Annotated in this window: 23 protein-coding genes; 7 read left to right on the top strand and 16 right to left on the bottom strand. The window is 64.6% G+C overall.

Features of this window, described 5'->3' with window-relative positions:
- The first annotated feature begins 86 nt into the window (after window positions 1–86).
- Genes NKI96_RS29060 through NKI96_RS29050 form a run of 3 tightly spaced genes read left to right on the top strand, consistent with a single transcriptional unit; the run spans window position 87 to window position 1,800 of the window.
- Window positions 87–374, top strand: coding sequence for a PqqD family protein (locus NKI96_RS29060; RefSeq protein ID WP_023684213.1), 288 nt, complete (start codon window positions 87–89; stop codon window positions 372–374).
- Window positions 374–808, top strand: coding sequence for a lasso peptide biosynthesis B2 protein (locus NKI96_RS29055; protein ID WP_023668789.1), 435 nt, complete (start codon window positions 374–376; stop codon window positions 806–808). Before NKI96_RS29060 ends, NKI96_RS29055 begins: the two co-directional genes overlap by 1 nt.
- A complete protein-coding gene (locus tag NKI96_RS29050; protein ID WP_352807389.1) occupies window positions 805–1,800 on the top strand; it encodes a serine kinase in 996 nt (331 codons plus the stop codon). Before NKI96_RS29055 ends, NKI96_RS29050 begins: the two co-directional genes overlap by 4 nt.
- Window positions 1,801–1,808: 8 nt before the next feature.
- Here NKI96_RS29050 and NKI96_RS29045 read toward each other — a convergent pair whose 3' ends face one another.
- From NKI96_RS29045 to NKI96_RS28975, 15 genes are all read right to left on the bottom strand, one after another.
- Window positions 1,809–2,834: a nucleotidyltransferase family protein gene (locus tag NKI96_RS29045; RefSeq protein ID WP_023668787.1), complete on the bottom strand. Its 1,026-nt coding sequence runs from the start codon at window positions 2,832–2,834 to the stop codon at window positions 1,809–1,811.
- A 448-nt stretch (window positions 2,835–3,282) separates the two neighbouring features.
- Window positions 3,283–4,269, bottom strand: coding sequence for a dihydroxyacetone kinase subunit DhaK (gene dhaK, locus NKI96_RS29040; RefSeq protein ID WP_352807386.1), 987 nt, complete (start codon window positions 4,267–4,269; stop codon window positions 3,283–3,285).
- Between the two features lie 22 nt (window positions 4,270–4,291).
- Complete coding sequence (locus tag NKI96_RS29035; RefSeq protein WP_023668784.1) at window positions 4,292–4,717, bottom strand: hypothetical protein; 426 nt, start codon at window positions 4,715–4,717, stop codon at window positions 4,292–4,294.
- A 10-nt stretch (window positions 4,718–4,727) separates the two neighbouring features.
- Window positions 4,728–6,314: a phosphoenolpyruvate--protein phosphotransferase gene (gene ptsP, locus NKI96_RS29030; protein WP_352807383.1), complete on the bottom strand. Its 1,587-nt coding sequence runs from the start codon at window positions 6,312–6,314 to the stop codon at window positions 4,728–4,730.
- Window positions 6,298–6,600: an HPr family phosphocarrier protein gene (locus NKI96_RS29025; protein ID WP_352807380.1), complete on the bottom strand. Its 303-nt coding sequence runs from the start codon at window positions 6,598–6,600 to the stop codon at window positions 6,298–6,300. The genes ptsP and NKI96_RS29025 overlap by 17 nt, the downstream gene beginning before the upstream one ends.
- Window positions 6,601–6,621: 21 nt before the next feature.
- Window positions 6,622–7,011 (bottom strand): dihydroxyacetone kinase phosphoryl donor subunit DhaM, encoded by a 390-nt coding sequence (gene dhaM / locus NKI96_RS29020; protein ID WP_023690004.1) that lies wholly within the window; start codon window positions 7,009–7,011, stop codon window positions 6,622–6,624.
- Window positions 7,008–7,610, bottom strand: coding sequence for a dihydroxyacetone kinase subunit DhaL (dhaL, locus tag NKI96_RS29015; RefSeq protein WP_023732533.1), 603 nt, complete (start codon window positions 7,608–7,610; stop codon window positions 7,008–7,010). The genes dhaM and dhaL overlap by 4 nt, the downstream gene beginning before the upstream one ends.
- Before the next feature lie 70 nt (window positions 7,611–7,680).
- Window positions 7,681–9,324, bottom strand: coding sequence for a dihydroxyacetone kinase subunit DhaK (locus tag NKI96_RS29010; protein ID WP_352597302.1), 1,644 nt, complete (start codon window positions 9,322–9,324; stop codon window positions 7,681–7,683).
- A gap of 64 nt (window positions 9,325–9,388) precedes the next feature.
- Window positions 9,389–10,402, bottom strand: a complete 1,014-nt coding sequence (locus NKI96_RS29005) for an ABC transporter ATP-binding protein (RefSeq protein ID WP_023816344.1) — start codon at window positions 10,400–10,402, stop codon at window positions 9,389–9,391.
- On the bottom strand, window positions 10,395–11,507 hold the full coding sequence (locus tag NKI96_RS29000; RefSeq protein WP_023816343.1) for an ABC transporter ATP-binding protein: 1,113 nt from the start codon (window positions 11,505–11,507) through the stop codon (window positions 10,395–10,397). Before NKI96_RS29000 ends, NKI96_RS29005 begins: the two co-directional genes overlap by 8 nt.
- A gap of 2 nt (window positions 11,508–11,509) precedes the next feature.
- A complete protein-coding gene (locus NKI96_RS28995) occupies window positions 11,510–11,713 on the bottom strand; it encodes a hypothetical protein (protein WP_023694181.1) in 204 nt (67 codons plus the stop codon).
- 214 nt (window positions 11,714–11,927) lie between these two features.
- Entirely contained in the window at window positions 11,928–12,878 is a 951-nt protein-coding gene (locus NKI96_RS28990; RefSeq protein WP_023711245.1) for a carbohydrate ABC transporter permease, read from the bottom strand.
- A complete protein-coding gene (locus NKI96_RS28985) occupies window positions 12,875–13,822 on the bottom strand; it encodes a carbohydrate ABC transporter permease (RefSeq protein WP_031198535.1) in 948 nt (315 codons plus the stop codon). The genes NKI96_RS28990 and NKI96_RS28985 overlap by 4 nt, the downstream gene beginning before the upstream one ends.
- Window positions 13,823–14,050: 228 nt before the next feature.
- Window positions 14,051–15,382, bottom strand: a complete 1,332-nt coding sequence (locus NKI96_RS28980) for an ABC transporter substrate-binding protein (RefSeq protein ID WP_023826502.1) — start codon at window positions 15,380–15,382, stop codon at window positions 14,051–14,053.
- Between the two features lie 254 nt (window positions 15,383–15,636).
- Window positions 15,637–16,335 carry a PIG-L deacetylase family protein gene (locus NKI96_RS28975; RefSeq protein WP_023715560.1) on the bottom strand — a complete coding sequence of 233 codons (699 nt, stop codon included), beginning with the start codon at window positions 16,333–16,335 and terminating at the stop codon, window positions 15,637–15,639.
- Between the two features lie 26 nt (window positions 16,336–16,361).
- Here NKI96_RS28975 and NKI96_RS28970 point away from each other — a divergent pair, with 26 nt between their 5' ends.
- The 4 genes from NKI96_RS28970 to NKI96_RS28955 all read left to right on the top strand — a co-directional run bounded on the left by NKI96_RS28970 (window position 16,362) and on the right by NKI96_RS28955 (window position 21,764).
- Window positions 16,362–17,252, top strand: a complete 891-nt coding sequence (locus tag NKI96_RS28970) for a DMT family transporter (RefSeq protein ID WP_023694178.1) — start codon at window positions 16,362–16,364, stop codon at window positions 17,250–17,252.
- Between the two features lie 41 nt (window positions 17,253–17,293).
- Window positions 17,294–19,756: an ATP-dependent helicase HrpB gene (gene hrpB / locus NKI96_RS28965; protein WP_352807375.1), complete on the top strand. Its 2,463-nt coding sequence runs from the start codon at window positions 17,294–17,296 to the stop codon at window positions 19,754–19,756.
- Between the two features lie 32 nt (window positions 19,757–19,788).
- Window positions 19,789–21,114, top strand: a complete 1,326-nt coding sequence (locus NKI96_RS28960; protein ID WP_352518597.1) for an ActS/PrrB/RegB family redox-sensitive histidine kinase — start codon at window positions 19,789–19,791, stop codon at window positions 21,112–21,114.
- Window positions 21,115–21,200: 86 nt separating this feature from the next.
- A complete protein-coding gene (locus NKI96_RS28955) occupies window positions 21,201–21,764 on the top strand; it encodes an ActR/PrrA/RegA family redox response regulator transcription factor (RefSeq protein WP_023672848.1) in 564 nt (187 codons plus the stop codon).
- A 107-nt stretch (window positions 21,765–21,871) separates the two neighbouring features.
- Here the strand turns inward: NKI96_RS28955 and NKI96_RS28950 are convergent.
- The coding region (locus NKI96_RS28950; protein WP_352807374.1) for a hypothetical protein at window positions 21,872–22,078 on the bottom strand (207 nt) is incomplete at its 5' end.

Here is a 22,078-nt window from a genome sequence, read left to right as displayed (position 1 = left end):
CCGGCCTGTTCTCCCTCTCGTCCGCGCAATGGACAGACCCGCATCGCCGCGCTATCTGCTCTCCAGGAAAATGGTGGAGGGGCTCCATGGCCCAAATCGGTTCTGAAATGGTTCTGCGGCTGGCGGACGACGCCTCGGTCCAACATGTCGGCGATGGCGCCGTCGTGCTCTTGGCGCGCAGCGGCCAGCTTTACACCTGCAACGGCACCACCGAAGCCTTTCTCGACAAGGTGGACGGCGCCCGCAGCCTTGACCAGATCGTCGTCCTGTTGTCTGACGAGTTCGAGGTCGACAAGGGCACGCTCGACCAGGACATGGCGGCGCTGGCCGCCGAACTGGTGAGCGAAGGCATTCTCGCCGACCCGGCTCCCTGATGGTGGACGGCGTTCTCCTGCGCGCTTTGTTTCGTGTCCATTTATGGGCAAGCGCGCGGCTGATGCCGACCCTGATCGGCCGCCGCAGCTTCGAATCGGTGCTGAAATGGGCGCCGCTCAGCGCACCCACCCCTTATCGCGGCCTGTCGTCAGCCTACATCGTCGCTGCCGTCAACCGGACCGTCCGGCACCCCTGGCTGATGCGCGACCGCAGATGCCTGCGCGAGGGCCTGCTCGCCCACCGCTTCCTGCGCTTTGCCGGCTTCGATCCGGATCTGCGCTTCGGCGTCGATCCGAAGTCGATGCAGGCGCCGCGTATGTCTGCCCATTGCTGGGTCTGTCTCGATGGCCGCCCGGTGGTCTCGGACAGCCTCCCCGGCATGGTGCAGATCTATCGTCATCACGCCGATGCCGGAAAGGCGCACGCTGCTTGACCGGTCCGGCGACCACCTTCTGCTACGATCTCCAGGGCCAGGTCATCAGCATATCGGCCTCGCGGGCCGATCTCTGGCCGAGCTTCGACCTCTTACTCGGCACGTTGCGCGTGAGCGGGCCGGTCGAGCCCGATTTCCGCGTCGACATCGTCGAGACGCGAGAGTTACAGGAGTCGCCTGCCGGAAAACTCGCTTTCGACGGCGAGGTACCGGAGGACGGCCATTGCCGGCTGATCGACGGTGGCGGCACCGTTCACCTGGTCTTTCCCGGCCTGCAGACCGTCTCGATCAATGCCGATGGAGGCTGGGCCGAGATACGAGTCCATCCCGATGCCAAGGTCAAATGGACGATGCTGATGATGGTGCTGGATGCAGCACTTGATGCCGGCGACCAGCACATGCTGCACACCGCCGGCCTGACATTGCCTGGCCAAGAGGCGCTGGTGCTGATCCATGCGCCGAGCGGCACCGGCAAGTCGACGACGTCGCTGGCGCTGGCGTCGCAAGGCTTCGGCCTGTGCTCGGATGACGCCATGATCCTCAAGGTTTTGGCCGGTGGCGGCATCACGGCCTGGGGCTTGCCGCGCAAGGTGAAGGTCCACCGCCACACGGCGGCAATGCTGCCCTTCGTGGCGCCTTGCCTTGGCGACAAATGGGACGCCAATGGCGAGCAGGCCGTCTCGCTGGAACGTCTCGCCGAGATCATCCGCATCGAGGAGACTGTCGGCAGACCGGTTGCGGCACTGGTTCATCTCGCCCGCTCGGCGGACGCGCAAACCCGGCTCGTCCTCATGACCAGGACAGACGCCATGGTGGCGCTTGCCACCGACAATGTCAGGACCGGCATGACCGGCCTTTTGCCGGCGCAGAGGCGCCGCATGGCAACCATCGCAACGCTGGTCAAAGCCGTCCCGACCTTTACCCTGGAAGTTGGCGCGAACCCGGCCGAGGCGGCCCCGCTGATCCGCTCGGCGCTGGCGGCGCGGGACTAAAGCACACTTCAGGCAGAATGCGGCTTTGGCCTGGCGAGGCGCTGGATCCAGCGGAAGGCGTCGCGGCGCAGGCGCGAATGCATCTTGTCCCTGGAATTGACGCCGAGCAGCGTATCGCCGGTGATCAGCCATTTGGCCAAAAATATCGAGAGGTCGGGCTTGATGCGGTCGGCCAGTTCGATCGCGCGCGGTGCATCAAACAGCCGCCCCGTCACATTGAGAACCGTCGCCAGTTCGAGCTCGATGCCGCTGATGCGCGCCGCCTCGAAAAGCCGGTCTTCATCCGCGGGCGACCGCAGCGCGCGCACGCCCTGCAGCACATCGACGCAAAGCTGCAGCCGGTGGAACTTGTGCCCGCCGGCGGCGTGGACAATGGCGATGGTCAGCAGCGCGGCCGGCGTGTCGGCCTCGCTGCCGTCGATGATCTGCAATTCGCGAAAGCCCAGCGACAGCCGCCGCCGCATGCCGGAATCATGCACCAGGTTGCCGTGCAGTTCGATCAGCAGGCTGGTATTCTCCTTCTCCAGCCACTTGAACTCCTGCAGATCCTGCGACTGCGCCTCGCCGCTCCAGAGCTCGAAGCCGCATCCGGCAATCACCGTGTTGGCTTCAATGATGCTGGCCGGCTCGACCAGAATGTCGATGTCGGTGAACGGCCGGTCAGCGGCGTGGCGGTAAAGTTTGCGTGCGAAGACCGGACCCTTGACGATGCGGGCCGGAACATTTTTCGCCGCCAATGCCTTCATGATGCGGTCGCCATGATATTGCAGCAGCATCGATTGGCCGGTCGCCAGCGTCGAGCGATCACGCAGTTCCGACAGCTTTTGCCGCAAGGCTGCGTCCGCAGGCAGTTGGGCGTCGCCGATCTCGCTGAGCTTGCGCAGCATGATCGGCAGCACGCCGTGGAACTCGGCATTGGCGAGCAGTGCCAGCAAGCTTTCGGCAGCAACGTCACGGCCAATGGCAACCGTCGCCTCCGGGTCGGCGAAGGTCAGCAGCAGTTTTTCATCGGCAGGCGCAAGAGATGGCAGCATCAAACCCGGATTGCGTTCGCCCACATCAGCAATTCCCGTCCGGAATTGCGTCAAACAACCAACTCAGAGGAGCGTATGTTGCAGAAAAGCATGCATGAAGCCAGCGTGTGGTGGCAGAACCAGCTCATGAATTGACTTTCCACGGTTTCGGTCCATTCTTTTGCACTGGACTGAAAAGGGTGTTTGGAATGGCCAAGAAAAAGTATGAAGCGCCCGTGCTGCGCAAGGCAGGAAAGTTGTCCAGCGTGGTGGCCGGGCCGTCGCTGCCGATACCGCGATAAGACTTCTACGGCTTCGGTTTGGATGAAGCCGGAGCGGTCGGCCGCAAGGCAAGCCGCGCTGCAGGCGGGCAATCTGTCGGCGTGACTGCGGGTAACGGTCCGTCCGGTTCCGCAGGCTAAGGCAAGTTCATAAGCCGCCTGTTCGGGATATGGGCAAGGCCCCTCCGTTACAGTCCCCAGCGCAGCGCGGCTGTGTGCACCGGCGCGTCCCACATTGACGTTGCCTCGTCATCCAGCATGGTCAGCGTGATCGAGCAGCCGGCCATGTCGAGCGATGTCACGTAGGACCCGACCAGCGAGCGGGTCACCGTCACGCCCTGTTTTTCGAAGATGTTTCGGGCGCTGTTGTACATCAGATAGAGCTCCATCAGCGGCGTGCCGCCAAAGCCGTTGATGAACAACAGTGCCGGGCCTTTCGCCCTGTCGCCGAGATCGCCCAGGATCGCGGCGCAAATCTCTTCGGCGACCGCATCGGCGCTTTTCAACGTGTCGCGACGCCGGCCGGGCTCGCCATGAATGCCGACGCCGAATTCCATCTCGCCATCACCAATCTCGAAGGTCGGCCTGCCGGCCGCCGGCACCGTGCAACTGGTCAGCGCCACGCCCATCGAACGCGTCGCGCTGTTGATGCGACCGCCGAGCGCCTTGAGATCCGCCAGCGTCATGCCTTGCTCGGCGGCGGCGCCGACGATCTTCTCCACCACCAGCGTGCCGGCGACGCCGCGCCGGCCGGTCGTAAAGGACGAATTCTCGACGGCGACGTCATCATTGATCACCACCTGCAGGACGCCGTCGGCCATTTCGCCGGCCATGTCGAAATTCATCACGTCGCCTTCATAGTTCTTGACGATGAACAGGCAGCCGGCGCCGGTATCGACGGCGGCGGCCGCCGCCAGTATCTGGTCCGGCGTTGGCGAGGTGAAGACCTGGCCGGGGCAGGCGGCGTCCAGCATGCCGTGACCGACAAAGCCGGCATGCAACGGCTCGTGGCCGGAACCGCCGCCCGAGATCAGCGCCACCTTCCCCGGCTTCATCACCTTGCGGCGAATGAATTTGTGCTCCTCGCCCAGCACCAGGATGTCGGCATGAGCTGCAACGAAGCCGTTGAGGCTTTCGGTCAGCACCGTGTCGACGGAATTCATAAACTTCTTCATGTGTCCTCCCGACACAACACGATCAGCCGCCACTCCTGCCGGTGATGCTGGTGATCTTCTGGATGAATTCGTTGATCGCCTTGTCGAGCGCTGCATTCTGCTTGTCGTCGCCGAAATCGGGCACGATCAGCGAGACATGCCGGGTCTTGCGCATGCCTGCCGCAACCGACATCTTGCCGGGATGCGCCAGATGATAGGCAGCCAGAAACTGATCGCGCTCGGCCGGACTGAAATGGCAGACCGAAAAAATAGCCGGCAGATGTTTTGACGGGATCGGGGTCGAATAGGCCGCGCTGGAAATCTGGGTGACGAAGCTGCGGTGCTTGCCAAGCGCGTCGGCAAGGCGTTGTCGCATACCCGACGGTCGCTGGTCGATGACCTGCGACAGGATCGTCTTGTAGGCGCGGATCGCCTCTTCGGAGCCGGCTTCTGGTGTCTTGTCGGCCATCTCAGTCATCCTAGACCGATGCATCCGAGATGGCCGCCTTGGCCATGGCGAGTTGGGCGGGAGCCACCGAGAGATCCCGCAGGCCGGCCTCGAGCAGTGCCGGGATCGATGCCGGATCGCCGCCGGCATCGCCGCACAGGCTGACTGGGATTTTCGCGCGCAGGCCAAAAGCGGCAACCGAGCCGATCAGCCGCAACACGGCGGGATGGCGGACAGAATTAAGATGCGCCACGGCTGCGTTATCGCGGGCAGCCGCCATTACATATTGGGTCAGATCGTTCGAACCGATCGAGAAGAAGGCGACATCGGCGAACGCCTCCGGCGCGATCGCCACCGAAGGCACCTCGACCATGATGCCGAGCGGCGGCATTTTTTGCGCGATGCCGCGCGCGGCAAGCCCGGCCTGCTCCTCCACGAACAGAGCGGCGGCGCGTTGGTATTCCTCCGCGACGGCGATCATCGGAAACATCACCTTCAGATTGCCGTGCACCGCCGCGCGCAGCAGCGCCCGGATCTGTACGCGAAACACCTTCGGCCTTGCCAGCGACAGCCTGATGCCACGCAGCCCGAGGAACGGGTTGCTCTCCTCGACGGTGAAGCCCGGCACCGGCTTGTCGCCGCCGGCGTCGACGGTACGGATGGTCACCGGCTTGTCGCCTGCCCATTCCAGCACCTTGCGATAGGCCTGGTATTGCGTCTCCTCGTCCGGCGGCGCCTTGCCGAACAGGAATTCGGTGCGCATCAGCCCGACCCCGTCGCAGGTCGAAATGTCGATGCCGTCGACCTCGGACGGATCGGCGATGTTGACCTGCACGCGCACTGTCGTCCCGGCCCGGGTTACCGCCGGTTTCGCGAGATAGACTCCGGCCTTGTCTCGATGTGCCACAAACGAGGACGAGGACCGGTGGAACGCTTCGATCTCGGTCGTGGTCGGCGAAAGCACGATACCGCCATGCTCCGCATCGAGCAGAGCCAGACCGACGGGATTAGCCGGCGAAGCGCCAAGCCCCACCACCATCGGCACGCCGCGCGAGCGCGCCAGCATGGCGACGTGGCTGGCGGCGCTGCCGGCCCTCAGCGCGATGCCGCCGCCGGTGCTCCAGTCGGTCTCGAGAAAGCGCGTCGGCGCGATGTCCTCGCCATAGAGAATGGCGCCCGCTGGTGGAGCGCTCTCCTGCTCCTCGGTAAGGGCGCGCAGCACGCGGTCGCGGATATCGCTGATATCGGCGGCGCGAGCCCGGAAATAGTCCTGGTCTGACGTTTCGTAGCCGGAGATCTCGGCGTCCAGCGCCCGTCGCCAGGCCATGTCAGCCGGCATGCCGGACGCGATCGCGGCAAAAGCCGGGCCGGTCAGTGCCTCGTCCCCAAGCATGGCGAGCTGGAATTCGAGAATGCCGGCGGCCTCGTCATCGGCGGTTTCGATCAGGGTCGCGAGCCGGTCCGTCGCGCTGGCGATAGCTGCTTCCAATGCGGCCTTCTCGTCCGCGGCGCTCGCCTTGCCCGTGTAGTGCGCGGTGCCGTTGTCGAGGTTGAACAACGGCCCCTCGGCATAGCCGGCCGAGGCCGAAATGCCTTGCAGCCTAAGCGGTTCGGGCATGGCCCGCATCCTCGTCGAAACCGCGTCGCACCAGCTCGGCCAGCGCTCTCACGGCATCATCGGCGCCGTCGCCTGTGGCCCGGATGTGCAGCATGGTGCCTTTCGGCGCCCTGGCCGCCATCACCTTGACGATGCTCTTGGCGTCGAACCATGGGCCGTTGGCGGCAAGCGCAATCTCCACCTCGGCGGCAAAGCTCTTGGCAAGCTTGGTCAACTTCACCGAAGGGCGCGCGTGCAGACCTACCTCGTGGGTGATCAGGACGGTGGCCTCGGCAAATGCGGACATCAGGTCAAAATTCCCGTTCGCTCACGACGGCGACAATTCATGCGCCGTCGCCACCACTTCCTTCAGCGAGGCCCCGCCGGACGCCTCCGTCGCAGCCATCACCGCGCCTTCGACGATCGGCGCGTTGCAGACGACGATCTTCTGCGCCCGCGGCTCGCCGATCATTTCCACCGCCATTTCCGAATTGGTCTCGGCGCCGCCGAGATCGACCAGTATGGCGACGCCCGCCTCCGACCACGCCTTGTCGATGGCGCCCATGATCGCTTCGACGCTGGTGCCGAGCCCGCCATGGCCGTTTCCGCCGCACCATGCAAGCGGCACTTCGTCGCCCACCATCTGCCGCACCATGTCGGCCGTGCCTTCGGCAACCAGCGGCGAATGCGAGACGATGACGATGCCGACATTGCTCATGCTTGGCCCTCGACGGTTTCGGCGACGGTCCGCACCAGCAGCGCCACAGAGCGTCCGCCGGCATCCATATGACCGATTGAGCGGTCGCCGAGGAATGAGGCGCGACCGCGTGTTGCCTTCATCGGCACGGTCGCTTCGGCAGCCGCGTCGGCGATATCAGCGATTTCCGAGCCTGTCTTTCCATTCGCGAGCGCGTCATGCACCGGATACAGCACATCGAGCATCGTCTTCTGGCCGACCTGCGATTTGCCTCTGGCGGCCACCGCCTCGATTGCCTTGCCGAAAGCAGCCGTCAGCTTGGGGCGATCCGGCTCTCCTGAAATCTCCTTGCCCAGCGCCAGGAACAATGTGCCGAACAGCGGCCCGGACGCGCCGCCGACCGTCATCACCAGCTTGGTGCCGATCGCCTTCAGCGCCTCGGGCAGCGGCTTTGCAGCGAACGCCCCGGCATCGGCGCGCACAGCCTCGAAGCCGCGCTTCATGTTCAGCCCATGGTCACCGTCGCCGATCGCCTGGTCGAGCGCGGTCAACTCTTCCGAGTGAGCGGCGATTGTGTCCGCGGCGGCGGTGATCAGCCTGGCAAGGTCGAACGCTGCCATGTCCAGATTCCCGGTTTCGATCCTGCCGGCAGTATCGCAAGAGTTGTCATTCGACAATCGAAGCATGCCGTCAGGCCGCTGCATGCAGCGCGGCGGCGGCCGCGAACACTTCGGCCACGGCATGGGCGCCAGGGTCGACTACGCCTTGCAATTTGGCGCCGACATAGGCGGAGCGTCCGGCCTTCGCCTTCTCCATGGCAGCGGTCGCCTCGGCGCCGTGCCGTGCCGCTGTAGCCGCGGCATCCAGCCCCTTGGCATCGAGCGCCTTCAGCGCCGGCTCCAAGGCATCGACCATGGTGCGGTCGCCGACCCTGGCGCCACCGTAAAAAGTAATGCGGTCAAGCCCGGCAAGCAGCGCCTTGGACAGGGTTGCTCCGCCGTTCGAAGCCTGAGCCGCCGCCGTGAAGAAGATCGACAGCAAGACGCCTGAGGAGCCGCCCATTGCGACGCCCAGACTATCGCCTATAGCCGCAAGTGTGGCGGCAGGGTCGGCCAGCGGCAGCGCATCGAGCCGTTCCAGCACGCTGCGCGCGCCGGTCGCAACCGTCGAACCGGTATCGCCGTCGCCCGCCTTGGCGTCGAGCCCGTTCAGTGTCTCTTCGAGCGCGATCAGCCGTTCGCAGACCGTGACGATCAAACGCCTGGTACCGGGATCCTGACTGGCCTTTTGGGCTGCGCTGTTTCCAGCCGCTTTCGCCATAGGCACGATAGCCGGCGCGACGACGGTTTTGGCCGGCATCCAGGCATGTGGGCCGACAGGCGCCAGCAAGCCTGCCTCGCGCGCCGCATCGAGCTTGATCAGCGACAGCGAAAAGCCGTTCATGTTGAGCGCCGTCATCAGCGGTCCGGGGCCGATCGCAAGTTTGACGGTTTTGGCCAGCGGCGAGGCCAGCACGGCATTGGCGACCAGCGACATTTCAAGCGGCGGCACCGAGCCGAGATTGTTGATGATCAACGCGTGGCTGGCGTTCGGGTCGAGCCGCGCGGCCAGCCGCTCCGCCATGATCGCCACAAGTCTGTCGGCGCTCTGCACGGCGATGCGCTCGACGCCCGGCTCGCCATGGATGCCGAGGCCGAGTTCGCCGTCATTTTCGCCGAACCGCTCTTCATGTGGCTGGCCGGGGATCGAGCAGGACGACAGCGACATGCCGAGCGAGATGATGTCCTTCGCCGCCGCGCGAGCCGCTGTCGCGATCGCTGTCAGACCGCTTCCCGTCTCCGACAAATGGCCTGATATCTTGTGCACGAACAAGGTGCCGGCGACGCCGCGCGGCTGGTTGATATCGGGCAAGGCAATGTCGTCGGCGACGATCGCCATCTCGACGCAAAACCCCTCGGCGCGCGCCTTCTCGGCCGCGAGGCCGAAATTGAGGCGGTCGCCGGTGTAGTTCTTGACGATCAGCAGGCAGCCAGCCGGGCCGGTCACCGCGCGAATGGCCGCCAGGACCGCCTCGACGCTGGGCGAGGCAAATATCTCGCCCGAGACCGCCGCCGTCAGCATGCCCTTGCCGACAAACCCGGCATGCGACGGCTCGTGCCCGGCACCGCCGCCGGAGACGACGGCAACCTTTGCCTTGTCCCAGTCGGCGCGCAGCACGACCTTGATCTCGGGATAGCCGTCGAGGCGGGCGAGATCGCCGGAACCGATAGTCCGCAACAGCCCGTCCAGCGCCTCGGTGACGATCGTTTCCCTGCGGTTGAAAAAGTGCTTCATCGAATTCGTCCTGTATTCGTCAATCAGAAGCCGGTGCCGTGCCCTTGGCGAGACACCGAAAACCTCACATCAGTCTTTGTCCGTCGGCGCCGAAATAAAGTGGCGAGCGGTAGCGGATCACCACTTTGTCGCCCTCGGCCAGATCCGTATCGGGGTCGGTGAGCGTCACCAGTTTCTTCGGGCCGACCGTAACATGCAGATGGTTCTGGTCCCCGAGATGTTCGACCCAGTCGACGACGCCGTCGGCATGGCCGCTTGCGGTCTTCTCGATCGACAGATGCTCGGTGCGCGCGCCGATGGTCTTGGTTCCGGTCGGCGCCCCACCATCAGGCAGCAGCCCGGCCGGCAGCAGGTTGATCGCCGGCTGGCCGAGGCGGGCCGCGACATGAAGGTTGGCCGGCTCCGAATAGATTGTGCGCGGCGTGCCGATCTGCACCAGCACGCCGTCATTGAGGATGCCGATGCGATCGGCCATGGTCATCGCCTCGATCTGGTCGTGCGTGACATAGAGCATGGTGGCGCCGAGTTCGGCCTGGATGCGCTTGAGTTCGAGCCTGAGATCGGCGCGCAATTTGGCATCCAGCGACGACAGCGGTTCGTCCATCAGATAGATCGACGGTTTGCGCACCAACGCTCGGCCGATGGCGACGCGCTGCATCTCGCCGCCCGACAGCTTGGTCGAGCGGTTGGCGAGCTTGTGGTGGATGCGCACCATCTTTGCCACCTCTTCGACGCGGCGGCGAATCTGGTCCTCCGGTACTTTCCGCGCCGGCGAGCGCAGCGGGAAGGCGAGGTTGTCGTAGACTGACAGATGCGGGTAGAGCGAATATTGCTGGAAGACGAAAGCGGTGTCGCGCTCGGCCGGCGACAGCGTCGTCGCATCGTGGCCGCCAATATCGATCCTGCCGCCATCCGGCCGCTCCAGTCCGGCGATCAATCTCAGCGTCGTCGTCTTGCCGGCGCCGGTCGGGCCGAGCAGCACGACGAATTCGCCATCGGCGATGTTGAGGTCGAGGCCATTGACGGCGACATGATCGCCGAAGCTTTTGGTCACGCCCTTGATGTGCACGTCAGCCATGCTGCGCTCTCCCTTGAGAGGCGGTATCGTGGATCGCGGTGCGCACCGCCCGACCCGAGCCCTTGTCGAACAGCGACAGCCGCGCGCTGTTCAACGTCAGCCCGACATGATCGCCGGCAGCGAGCCGGATTTCGGCCGGCACCCGCGCCTTGATGATGCCGTCCGCCGTCTCCACCGCCACGATCTGCGTCGTGCCGAGATATTCGGTGCCGTAGATGGCGCCGCGCAGTTTCGACGCATCGTCGAAACGGATGTGCTCGGGACGGATGCCGAGCGCCATGTCGGCGGGCGCAATTTCCTCGCGCACTTCCGGCACCGCCACCTTGGCGCCCTGGACGACGATTTCCTTCGCCCCCTTCGCCAGCCCGCCACCGAAGCCCAGGAAATTCATCGGCGGCGAGCCGATGAAGTCGGCGACGAACATGGTTGCCGGGCGGTCGTAGATTTCGCGCGGGCTGCCGAACTGTTCGATGACGCCATGGTTCATGACGGCGATCTTGTCGGCCATCGACATCGCTTCCATCTGGTCGTGCGTGACATAGACGGTGGTGGCGTGGATGCGGTTGTGCAGCTCGCGCAGCTCATGCACCATCAGATCGCGGAATTCGGTGTCGAGCGTGCCGAGCGGCTCGTCCATCAGAAAACACTTTGGCCGTCGCACGATGGCGCGGCCGAGCGCGACCCGCTGGCGGTCGCCGCCGGCAAGCCCTGAGACCGATTTGTTGAGCAGGTGGTCGATGCGCAGCAGCTTCGCCGTTTCCTCGACACGGCTTCGAATCTCGGCCGACGGCATGCCTTGCGCGAGAAGCGGGAAGCCGATGTTCTTGCGCACATTCATATGCGGATAGAGCGCGAAAAGCTGGAAGACGAAGGCGATGTCGCGTTCGCGCGCCCGGCGCATGGTGACATCCTCGCCGCCGAGCAGGATCTGGCCGCCCGTCGGCAGTTCCAGCCCGGCGATCATGCGCAGCGTCGTCGTCTTGCCGCAGCCCGACGGGCCAAGCATGACGAAGAACTCGCCATCCTCGACGATGAAGCTGGAATCCTGCACGGCGACGAAATCGCCGAAGGCCTTTCTCAAATGTTGGACGCGGATTTCGGCCATGATTATTCCGGGAATTTCGAGACGATGATGAACATCACTGTGCCGGCGAGCATGGTGATGAAGGAGTAGGTGTAGAGCGCGAGCGCGAAAGGCTGGAACAGCATCAGGAAGCCGACGGCGATGAGCGCCGTCGCAATGTTTTCCATGAGGCCGCGCCGGGCCCAGCGAGGCCAGGATGACTTTTTGGAGATGGCTGGGCGCGTCATGCGTAGCTGCCTTCCTTCTGCCCGGCAACGGGGCGAGACGGTTGCCAGGTGGTTCCCCCACTCCGTCGCTGCTTCGCAGCGTCACCTCTCCCCCCTCCGGAGGGAGAGGAAGGCAGCCTGCCTGAATGAAGTGCGCGTCCTTCCTCTACCCCGTCGATGGGGGGAGAGGTGTCGAGCGAAGCTCGACGGAGTGGGGGTCGACCTGGCACACCACTCATTTGCGAACCGCGCCGAAAGTGATGCCGCGCAGCAACTGCTTGCGTAGCAGGATGGTGAAGACCAGGATCGGCACCAGGAAGATCGTCGTGCCCGCCGCCACCGCCGGCCAGTCCTGGCCGCCTTCGCCGATGATAGTCGGGATGAAGGGCGGTGCGGTTTGCGCCGTGCCGGAGGTGAGCAGTGCCGCGAAGGCATATTCGTTCCAGGCGAAGATCAGGCAGAAGATGGCGGTCGCGGCGATGCCGGTGGTGGCTTGCGGCAGCACGGTGCGCCAGAAGGCCTGCAGCCTGGTGTAGCCGTCGATCATCGCCGCTTCCTCATACTCGCGCGGGATCTCGTCGATGAAGCCTTTCAGCAGCCACACCGCCAGCGACACGTTTACCGCCGTGTAGAGCAGGATCATGCCCAGCGCGGTGTCGGACAGGCCGAGCTCGCGGTACATCAGGTAGATGGGAATCGCGACCGCGATCGGCGGCATGAAGCGCGTCGACAGGATGAAGAACAGAAGGTCATCGGCCAGCGGCACCTTGAAGCGCGAGAAACCATAGGCAGACAGCGTGCCGAGGAAGACCGCGCAGAAGGTCGAGCCGAAGGCGATTATCAGCGAATTGACGAAGCGCGGCAGGAAATTGGACGGGCCGGCAATCACCATGTTGCGCTTGCGCGAGGTCTCGTCGCAGAAACCGGTCGCGGGTCCGAGCGAGTTGATGTACTCGGGCGTTTGCCTGGTGCGCGTCGTGAACAGGTTGCAATAGCCCTCGATGCTCGGCTGGAACAGAATCTTGGGCGGATAGGCGATCGAATCCGGCGGCGTCTTGAAGCTGGTGGCGAAGATCCACAGCAGCGGCACGATCGAGATCAGCGCGTAGAGCACGATGATCGTGCCGGCGATCCGCTTCGAATTGGCCGAGGGGGCGACGACGGAGTGGGCGGTGGTCAGGCTCATCTCTGCTTCACCTTGTTCAGCGCCTTGACGTAGATGTTGGCCAGCCCAAACACCGCGACGAACAGGATGATGGCGAAGGCCGAGGAATATCCGGTGCGCCAGCTCTCGAACGCTTGCCGTTTCAGCGTGATGGAAGCGACCTCGGTGGTCGAGCCCGGCCCGCCACCGGTCAGCAGGTTGACCATGTCGAACATCTTGAAGTTCTCGATGCCGCGAAACAGCACCGCCAGCATGATAAAGGGCAGCGCCATCGGCAGCGTGATCGACCAGAACTGCCGCCAGTTGGATGCGCGGTCGACCTCGGCCGCCTCATAGATGTATTCGGGGATCGAGCGCAGGCCGGCGAGACAGATCAGCATGACATAGGGCGTCCACATCCAGGTGTCGACGATGATGATCGACCACGGCGCCAGCGACACGTTGGACAGCATCTGGATGTCGGTCGGTGGTATCCGGGTGACGAACGAGATGGCGTAGGCGAACAGGCCGATCTGCGGCTCGTAGAGGAAACGCCAGAAATTGCCGACCACCGCCGGCGACAGCATCATCGGCACCAGGATGATGGTCGTCCAGAAGGCGTGGCCGCGAAACTTCCTGTCGATCAGCCATGCCAGCGTGAAACCGATCAGCGTCTGCAGCAAGATCGTCCAGAACACGAAATGCGCCGTCGTCTGCATGGCGATCCAGATGTCCTGGTCGCCGAGGATGCGCTGGTAGTTGGCGAAGCCGAGGTTTTTCACCACCTCGTTCGGGCGGTTCGCGCGGAAGTTGGTGAAGGACAGGTAGATCGCCCAGAACAGCGGGAAGATGTTGATGGCCAAGAGCAACAGGATCGTCGGCGAGATGAACAGCCAGGCGAGGCCCTTGTCGCTGATGCCCCGGACCTTGCGGGCCAACGGCTCCGGGGTCGCCCGGGCAACGTTCTCCGCAGTCCGATTGAGCATGGTGAGTCCTGCTTCGGTCACGTCAAGTCTCGACACTGGAATTTATCTGAACTGCGTCCCGTGCCAAGGGCGGCACGGGACCAAGAGCATGAAGCCGAAAAGTGTGAAGCGGTTTTCGGACGACATCATGCTCTCTCTCTTTTTAGCCCGAGGCGGATGATTTCTGGTCGATTCGGCCTGAAAATCATCCGCCTCTGGGGTCAGGCTCGGGAGGAGCCGTTGGTCCGGTTACATCTTGCCGTCGTCCTGGAACACTTGCGTCCAGTCCTTGACCAGGCCGTCAAGCGCGTCCTTGGCCGAACCCTGGCCGGCAACGACATAGTCGTGGAAGCGCTTCTGCGACGCCTGCAGCAGCGGTGCGTAGCTCGGCTCGGCCCAGAAGTCCTTCACGATCGCCATCGAGTCGAGGAAGGTCTGCGCATAAGGCTGGCTGGACGGGAAGGCCGGGTCCTTGACCACCGCGTTCAGGCAGGAATAGCCGCCGAGCGACCACCATTTGGCCTGCACATCCTTGTCGGCGAACCACTTGATGTATTTCAGCGCCGATTCCTGCTTGTCTGAATAGGACACCACCGAAATGCCCTGGCCGCCAAGCTGCGCAAACTGGGCGCCACCGGGACCCTTCGGATTGACGAAGTAGCCGATCTTGTCGCCGCCGACATTCTCGTCCTTCTGCAGGCCGGGCCAGGTGAAGGCGAAGTTCATGTGCATGGCCACTTGACCGGATTTGAAGGCGTCGACGCCTTCGCCCATATAGCTGTTCGAGGCACCCGGAGGCGTGCAGCAATCGTAGAGCGACTTGTAGAACTCCAGGCCTTTGACCGCGTCTGGCGAATTGACGAAGCCTTCCATCTCGTAGGGCTTCTTGGGGTTTTCATACTGGAAGCCGTAGCTGTAGAGCACGTCCATGGCGCCCATGGTGATGCCTTCCGAGCCACGCTCGGTGTAGATCGAAGCGCCATAGACGGTCTTGCCGTCGATCTCGCGCTTCTGGAAGAACTCGGCGACCTGCTTCAGTTGGTCGAAGGTGGTCGGCGGGCCGAGATCCCAGCCATATTTTTCCTTGAATTCCTTTTGCAGCTCCGGCTTGGAGAACCAATCCTTGCGGTAGGTCCAGCCGACGACGTCGCCCATGGCCGGCAGCGCCCAGTAATTCGGCGTGTTCTTCGGCCATTCGGAATAGCCGACGACTGTTGCCGGCACGAAGTCGTCCATGCTGATCTTCTCCTTGTCGAAGAAGTCGTTCAGCTTGACGTAGTGGCCGTTCTCGGCCGAGCCGCCGATCCACTGGCTGTCGCCGATGATCAGGTCGCACAGTTTGCCGTGCGAGTTGAGCTCGTTGAGGAAGCGGTCGGCATAGTTGGTCCACGGCACGAATTCGAATTTCATGCCGATGCCGGTTTCCTTGGTAAAATCCTTGGACAGTTCGACCAGCGCGTTTGCCGGATCCCAGGCGGCCCAGCAAAGCGTCAGGTCTTCAGCGTGCGCAACGTTCGAGACGGCTGTCGACGCGGTAATCGCCGAGGTCAGTCCCAACGCCAGTTTCAAGCTCGATTTCATGCCTTCCTCCCATTTGCGAAACGCGCCCGGATGGCCGTTTCAAGAACCCCTCAACCCTCGCTCCTCCGAGGGGCTAAACACGGCGCGCTATGCGTCGCCAGGGCGGCGCGGTGCGTCGCAGATGTTTAGTAATTTGTTTAGTGATGCAATTTTTACTAAACAAGGCAAGCGAATTCGTCGCTGCGCCGCAACATGGCGAAACGGCGATTGAAATCGTTGGGAAATGATTGCCGGACGGCTCGCCCGGAAGTTGCTTAGCCGGGGTCGCCTATAATTTTCGTCTGCGGCGTCACCGGCCGAACAGGGGGCGCGGGCGGCAGCAGCGCGCGGATGTCGGCGAAGGGAAATGTCGGCTCGAATCGGAAGGCCTCGGCCAGGGAGCCGGGAACGCTGTTGCATTGCCCGGCGCGAAACTCATTCTGGACGCGCGCTCTGTCGACATATTGCTCCGGCCACTGCGACTGGTGCGCTCGGATCGCCTGCGTCTTGATATCGCCGTAGGCGGAAATGTCGACGTAATGCGTCGGCGCAAAGCCGGTGCCGCCCATCGTGTCGGCATGCAGCACGGGGACGCCGAACGAGGCCGCGATGCGCACGCCGTCCGACAAAGCACGATGGTCGGCGTGATAGTCGTTGGGGGCATGCGTGATAACCAGATCCGCCGCGGTCTCGCGTATCAGCGCTTTCAGCGAAGCGATCAGTGCCGCATCAGCCACCAGTTCGCCGTCGGGAAAGTCGAGAAAGCGAAGGGTTGCGCCGAGCAGCGCCGCAGCGGCCGCCGCCTCGTCGCGGCGGACACGAGCCAGAACGCTCGGGTCGCCCATGCCGCCCCTGGCGCCATCCGTGGCCACGGCAAAAGTCAGTTCTGCGCCTTGCGTGGCATAGGCAGCCAGCGTACCGAACATGAATATCTCGATGTCGTCGGGATGCGCGCCGAGCGCCAATACCTTCACTGCACTCTCCCCGGAAATGGAAAAACGTGACGAACGGAATCCTGCTCGCCCTCATCGCCTATGCAAGCTATTCGTGCAGCGATGCCGTTATCAAGAGCCTTGGCGGACAGTTCACCGTCTTCGAGATCGGCTTCTTCATCACGCTGTTTGCCGGCTGCTTCCTGTTTTTCAGCCGCCCAGTCGATGAGCGCTGGCGCGACTTCTGGCGCACCGGGCGGCCATGGGCGGTGCAGGCCCGCGCCTGGGCCGGCATCGCCTCGGGCGTGCTCAGCGTCTACGCCTTCACCACCATTCCGCTGGCCGAGACCTATGCACTGATCTTCCTGGCGCCGCTTTGCGTTACCATTCTCTCGACCGTCATCCTGAAAGAAAAGGTCGGTCCATGGCGCTGGCTGGCGGTGGTTGCCGGCTTTGCAGGCGTCATGCTGGTGGTGCGGCCAGGTTTTCGCGAGTTGCATCTCGGACACCTTGCCGCGTTCACGGTGGCCTTCCTTGCCGCGGCCAGCGTCATCCTGATGCGGTCGCTCGCCCAGCAGGAAAAGCGCACCACCATGCTCGGCGTGCTCATCGGTTACGGGCTGCTGTTCAACGGGGCCGGCACCATCGCCACATCGTTCACCCTCCCCAACGCCATGCAACTGCTGTGGCTGGTGCTGGGCGGCGCCTTTACCGCCGGCGGCCAATTGCTGCAGCTGCTGGCCGCCAAATACGCACCGGCCAACCGCATCGCGCCGACGCATTATTCGCAGATCGTCTGGGCGGTGATCCTCGGTGCGTTGTTCTTCCAGGAGTATCCGGACTGGATATCGCTGGTCGGCTTGGCCGTCGTTGGCGCGTCCGGCCTGCTCACCATGGTGCGCGAGGAGGTGCGGCTGGGCACGGTGCGCTGGAACCCGTTTGCGCGCACGAGGCTTTGATCCGGTTGCATGGCCATAGTGACCGCTGATATGCGGACGCAATGACGACGAGATCCTTGCCGGAGCTTCCGGTATCCGCCGTGCTGCCGGCCCTGAGCGAGGCGCTCGGCTCCGGCAACAGCGCCGTCCTGGTGGCGCCGCCCGGCGCCGGCAAGACGACGCTGGTGCCGCTGGCGCTGCTCGATGCGCCCTGGCTGGTCGCCGGCAAGATCGTCCTGCTCGAACCGCGCCGGCTCGCCGCCCGCGCCGCCGCCCGCCGCATGGCCGAATTGCTTGATGAAGAGCCCGGCGCCACTGTCGGCTATGCCATGCGCATGGAAAACCGCACATCGGCCCGGACAAAAATCCTGGTCGTCACCGAAGGCGTCCTGGCGCGCATGATCCTAGACGATCCCGAGCTGCCCGGCGTCTCGGCGGTGATTTTCGACGAATTCCACGAGCGCTCGCTCGACGGCGATTTCGGCCTGGCGCTGGCGCTCGACGTGCAGGGCGCGCTGCGGCCGGATTTGCGGCTGCTGGTGATGTCGGCAACGCTCGATGGCGCGCGCGTCGCGAAACTCCTGTCCGGCGCCACGGTGATCGAAAGCCAAGGCCGCGCCTTTCCCGTCGACATCCGTTACGACGAACGGCCGGCCGGCGTTCCCGTCGAAGACACCATGGCCAAGGCTATCCGCTCCACCCTTGCCGAGGAGAGCGGCAGCGTGCTCGCCTTCCTGCCCGGCCAGCGCGAGATCGAGCGCACCGCCGAGCGGCTGCAGGGCCGCCTCGGCGCCGACACCGACATCGTGCCGCTCTACGGCCAGCTCGACAACAGGGCGCAGGATGCCGCCATCAAACCGGCGCCGCCCGGCCGCCGCAAGGTGGTGCTGGCGACGTCGATCGCCGAGACCTCGATCACCATCGACGGCGTGCGCGTCGTCATCGATTCCGGCCTGTCGCGGCTGCCACGATACGAACCGGCGAGCGGCCTGACGCGGCTGGAGACGGTGCGTGTCTCCAGGGCGTCGGCCGATCAGCGTGCCGGCCGCGCCGGGCGTACACAGCCAGGCGTCGCCATCCGCCTGTGGCGGGCCGAGCAGACGGCGGCCCTTCCCGCCTTCACCCCACCCGAGATTCTCGAAGCCGACCTGTCCGGCCTACTGCTCGATTGCGCCGCCTTCGGCGTCGCCGATCCCGCAAGCCTGTCCTTCCTCGATCCGCCGCCCATTCCCGCGCTCAACGAGGCGCGGGCGCTGCTCCTGGCGCTGCACGCCATCGATGCGGCCGGCCGGCTGACGGAGGCGGGCGGCGCGATGCGCAAGCTGGCCCTGCCCGTGCGGCTCGCACACATGGTCGCTGAAGCCGCTGGCGGCGGCCACGCGCTCGAGGCTGCGATGCTAGCCGTCCTGCTCACCGAGCGTGGTCTCGGCGGCGACGGCGCCGACCTCGAACGGCGCTTGATGCGCTTCCGCACCGAAAAGTCACCGCGCGCCGTTGCGGCAAGGCAGCTTGCCGGGCGATTGGCGAAGGAGGCGGGCGGCGCCAAGAGCAGCGAAACCGCTTCTGCCGGTCTTCTCCTCATCCACGCCTGGCCGGACCGTGTCGCCAGAGCGCGCGGCGAGCGCGGGCGTTTCGTGCTCGCCAACGGCTCCGGCGCCATGCTCGACGCCGCCGATCCGCTGGCCGGTGAGACCTGGCTGGTCGTCGCCGATCTGCAAGGCAAGGCGCAAAACGCCCGTATAACCGCCGCGGCCGCGGTCCACGAGACCGACATCCGTGCCGCTCTCGCCGACAGGATCGAGACGCGCCGCGAGACAAGCTTCGACCGCGAGCGGCGCGCGGTGCGCGTGCGCGAGACCGCCAGGCTCGGCGCCATCACTTTGTCGGAGCGCATGCTGCCCGCACCAACTGGAACAGACGCCGACCGCGCCATCCTGGATGCCTTGCGCGAGCACGGCCTGTCGCTGCTGGAATGGAGCAAGGACGGCGAGACGCTGCGCCAACGGCTTGGCTGGCTGCATCGCGGCCTAGGCGCGCCTTGGCCCGATGTTTCGGAAGCCGCCCTGCTCGAACGCCTCGACGACTGGCTGCTGCCGTTCCTGTCGGGCAAGGCGTCCTTCGCCGCCATCGACCCCGGCACGCTGTCATCGGGCCTGATGGCGCTGGTGCCGCATGATTTGCAGCGCAAGATCGGCACACTGGCGCCGACCCATTTCGACGCGCCGTCCGGCAGCCATATGCCGATCCGCTATGACGGCGAATGGCCGGTGCTGGCGATCCGCGTGCAGGAACTATTCGGCCTTGACCGCCATCCGGCAATCGCCAACGGCACCGTGCCGCTGACGCTCGAGCTGTTGTCGCCGGCGCACCGGCCAATCCAGACGACGCGCGACCTGCCCGGCTTCTGGCGCGGCTCCTGGGCCGATGTGCGCACCGACATGCGCGGCCGCTATCCCCGCCATGTCTGGCCGGAAAATCCGCTGCTCGCTGCGGCCACCGCCCGCGCCAAACCGCGAGGGACCTAGCGCTCGTCCTTTCCCGGCTATAATCCTTGGCCATGATCAACATCGTGCACGCGCCAGACTTCCAGCAAAGCCAGCGGCTGCGCCTCAACACGCTGATCCGGCTGCGCTGGCTGGCCATCGTGGGCCAGAGCCTGGCGGTGCTGGTGATCGCCTATGGGCTCAAATTCCCGCTGCCAGTCAGCCTCTGCTTCGCGCTGGTCGCCTGCTCGGCCTGGCTCAACCTGGTGCTGACCTTCCGCTATCCGGCAGCGCACCGGCTGACCCCGTTCTCAGCCTTTTTCATCCTGACCTTCGACAGCCTGCAGCTTGCCGGCCTGCTCTATTTGACTGGCGGCCTCACCAACCCGTTCTCGGTGCTGATGACCGTGCCCGTCGTCATCTCGGCGGCCTCGCTGCCGCTGCGGCTGACTGCGGTGCTCGGCGCGCTGGTCATGGCGGCGGCCACGTTGCTGGTCTTCTTCCACCAGCCGCTGCCATGGTATGAGGGCGCGCCTCTGCCCATGCCATTCATCTATGTCGCCGGCATATGGATGGCGGTGTTTTCCTCGATCGCCTTCACTGCCATCTATGCCTTCCGCGTTGCCGAGGAAGCCCGCCTGCTCGCCAATGCGCTTGCCGCCACCGAACTGGTGTTGCAGCGCGAGCAGCATCTGTCGGCTCTGGATGGGCTTGCCGCCGCCGCCGCGCACGAACTCGGCACGCCGCTCGCCACCATCGCCCTTGTCTCCAAGGAGATGGAAAAGGCACTTGGCGACGACCCAAAATACGGTGAGGACGTCAAACTTCTGCGGTCGCAGAGCGAGCGCTGCCGCGAGATCCTGAAGCGGCTGACCAGCCTGTCCTCCGAGGGCGAGGCGCATCTGTCGCGTCTGCCGCTGACCTCGCTGGTCGAGGAGGTGACCGCGCCGCACCGCGATTTCGGCATCTCGATCAAGCTTCGGCCGGGCGAGCGCGTCGGCCCCGAACCGGTGGGACGGCGCAACCCCGGCGTCATCTACGGCCTCGGCAATCTGGTCGAGAACGCCGTCGACTTCGCCCGCAACAGTGTGACGGTGCGATGGAGCTGGGACGAACTCGACGTCACCTTCTCGATCATCGATGACGGGCCGGGCTTTCCCCCCGAAATCATCGATCGCATCGGCGAGCCCTATATGTCGACACGCCAGGGCAACGAGGCTGGCGGTGGCCTGGGTCTCGGGCTGTTCATCGCCAAGACCTTGCTCGAACGCTCCGGCGCCACGCTCGATTTCCGCAATTCGAGCGGACTGGGCGAAGGCGCGATCGTGCAGATATCGTGGCCGCGCACGGTCTTCCTCAACCCGGAATCGGTGGGGATCTCGATGTTCGACACCGCGTAAAAGCCTTGGCGGAGGCGGCAAAATTGGACAATGGCGTTCAGGAACTATATCTGCGTAAAATTAAGGCAGCAGGATTTTTTGAGATAATGACTGGCGAAGAAGCAATTGGCGCAATGGTCGAAGGCGAGGACACCTCGCTGCTCATCGTTGACGACGACAAGCCGTTCCTGACGCGGCTGGCCCGCGCCATGGAAACCAGGGGTTTCGTGGTCGAGACGGCCGAGAGCGTCGAGGAGGCAGTGGCCAAGGCGCGCGCCCACCCGCCGGCCTATGCGGTGGTCGACATGCGGCTTGGCGACGGCAACGGCCTCGACGTCGTCGCCGCCATCCGCGAGAAGCGCGACGATGCCCGCACCGTCATCCTCACCGGCTACGGCAACATCGCCACCGCGGTGACCGCGGTGAAGCTCGGCGCCATCGACTATCTGTCGAAGCCGGCTGACGCCGACGACGTGTTTGCAGCGCTCACCCGCACCGCCGGCGAGCGCGCCGCCCCCCCGGAAAATCCGATGTCGGCCGACCGCGTGCGCTGGGAACACATCCAGCGCGTCTACGAAATGTGCGACCGCAACGTGTCGGAAACCGCGCGCCGGCTCAACATGCATCGCCGCACGCTGCAGCGCATACTCGCCAAGCGCGCACCACGCTGAGGTTCACGCGCCGGCGGCGCCGGCCGCCAATTGCCGAACCTCAGCGCTGCCCCTCACCTGCCTGCCGGCATCCTCTGCCCGTATAGAGACGGGGGAGAGGGGCGCTCTCATCGCCGGTTTCGCCAATCGCCGGCGTTGCAGGAGACGACGGCGAGGCTGAAGCTGCTGTCCAGTCGATAGATGGGTAACACTTTGAACCGGATACATAGGTGACACTTCTCTCCCCCTATGCGGCGGACAAGCTTCATGTGCCGTGTGTCGATGATGCCGAGCGGGTGGGCATGGAATGAGAGTGTCCATTGTCCGTCTTCGGT

Source organism: Mesorhizobium sp. M0292 (assembly GCF_040321695.1).
In the GTDB taxonomy this organism is placed as follows: domain Bacteria; phylum Pseudomonadota; class Alphaproteobacteria; order Rhizobiales; family Rhizobiaceae; genus Mesorhizobium.
Note: the sequence above shows the minus strand (reverse complement) of the source record. Positions and strands in the feature narration are given on the sequence as shown.

Coding starts and splice junctions, on each gene's coding strand:
- NKI96_RS28980 (WP_023826502.1), bottom strand. CDS start 15,382: ATGAAATCGAGCTTGAAACTGGCGTTGGGACTGACCTCGGCGATTACC.
- NKI96_RS29035 (WP_023668784.1), bottom strand. CDS start 4,717: ATGGCCGACAAGACACCAGAAGCCGGCTCCGAAGAGGCGATCCGCGCC.
- NKI96_RS29055 (WP_023668789.1), top strand. CDS start 374: ATGGTGGACGGCGTTCTCCTGCGCGCTTTGTTTCGTGTCCATTTATGG.
- NKI96_RS28960 (WP_352518597.1), top strand. CDS start 19,789: ATGATCAACATCGTGCACGCGCCAGACTTCCAGCAAAGCCAGCGGCTG.
- dhaL (WP_023732533.1), bottom strand. CDS start 7,610: ATGGCAGCGTTCGACCTTGCCAGGCTGATCACCGCCGCCGCGGACACA.
- NKI96_RS29045 (WP_023668787.1), bottom strand. CDS start 2,834: ATGCTGCCATCTCTTGCGCCTGCCGATGAAAAACTGCTGCTGACCTTC.
- ptsP (WP_352807383.1), bottom strand. CDS start 6,314: ATGCCCGAACCGCTTAGGCTGCAAGGCATTTCGGCCTCGGCCGGCTAT.
- NKI96_RS28990 (WP_023711245.1), bottom strand. CDS start 12,878: ATGAGCCTGACCACCGCCCACTCCGTCGTCGCCCCCTCGGCCAATTCG.
- NKI96_RS29025 (WP_352807380.1), bottom strand. CDS start 6,600: ATGTCCGCATTTGCCGAGGCCACCGTCCTGATCACCCACGAGGTAGGT.
- NKI96_RS28995 (WP_023694181.1), bottom strand. CDS start 11,713: ATGACGCGCCCAGCCATCTCCAAAAAGTCATCCTGGCCTCGCTGGGCC.
- hrpB (WP_352807375.1), top strand. CDS start 17,294: ATGACGACGAGATCCTTGCCGGAGCTTCCGGTATCCGCCGTGCTGCCG.
- NKI96_RS28985 (WP_031198535.1), bottom strand. CDS start 13,822: ATGCTCAATCGGACTGCGGAGAACGTTGCCCGGGCGACCCCGGAGCCG.
- NKI96_RS28955 (WP_023672848.1), top strand. CDS start 21,201: ATGACTGGCGAAGAAGCAATTGGCGCAATGGTCGAAGGCGAGGACACC.
- NKI96_RS29010 (WP_352597302.1), bottom strand. CDS start 9,324: ATGAAGCACTTTTTCAACCGCAGGGAAACGATCGTCACCGAGGCGCTG.
- dhaM (WP_023690004.1), bottom strand. CDS start 7,011: ATGAGCAATGTCGGCATCGTCATCGTCTCGCATTCGCCGCTGGTTGCC.
- dhaK (WP_352807386.1), bottom strand. CDS start 4,269: ATGAAGAAGTTTATGAATTCCGTCGACACGGTGCTGACCGAAAGCCTC.
- NKI96_RS29060 (WP_023684213.1), top strand. CDS start 87: ATGGCCCAAATCGGTTCTGAAATGGTTCTGCGGCTGGCGGACGACGCC.
- NKI96_RS29005 (WP_023816344.1), bottom strand. CDS start 10,402: ATGGCTGACGTGCACATCAAGGGCGTGACCAAAAGCTTCGGCGATCAT.
- NKI96_RS29000 (WP_023816343.1), bottom strand. CDS start 11,507: ATGGCCGAAATCCGCGTCCAACATTTGAGAAAGGCCTTCGGCGATTTC.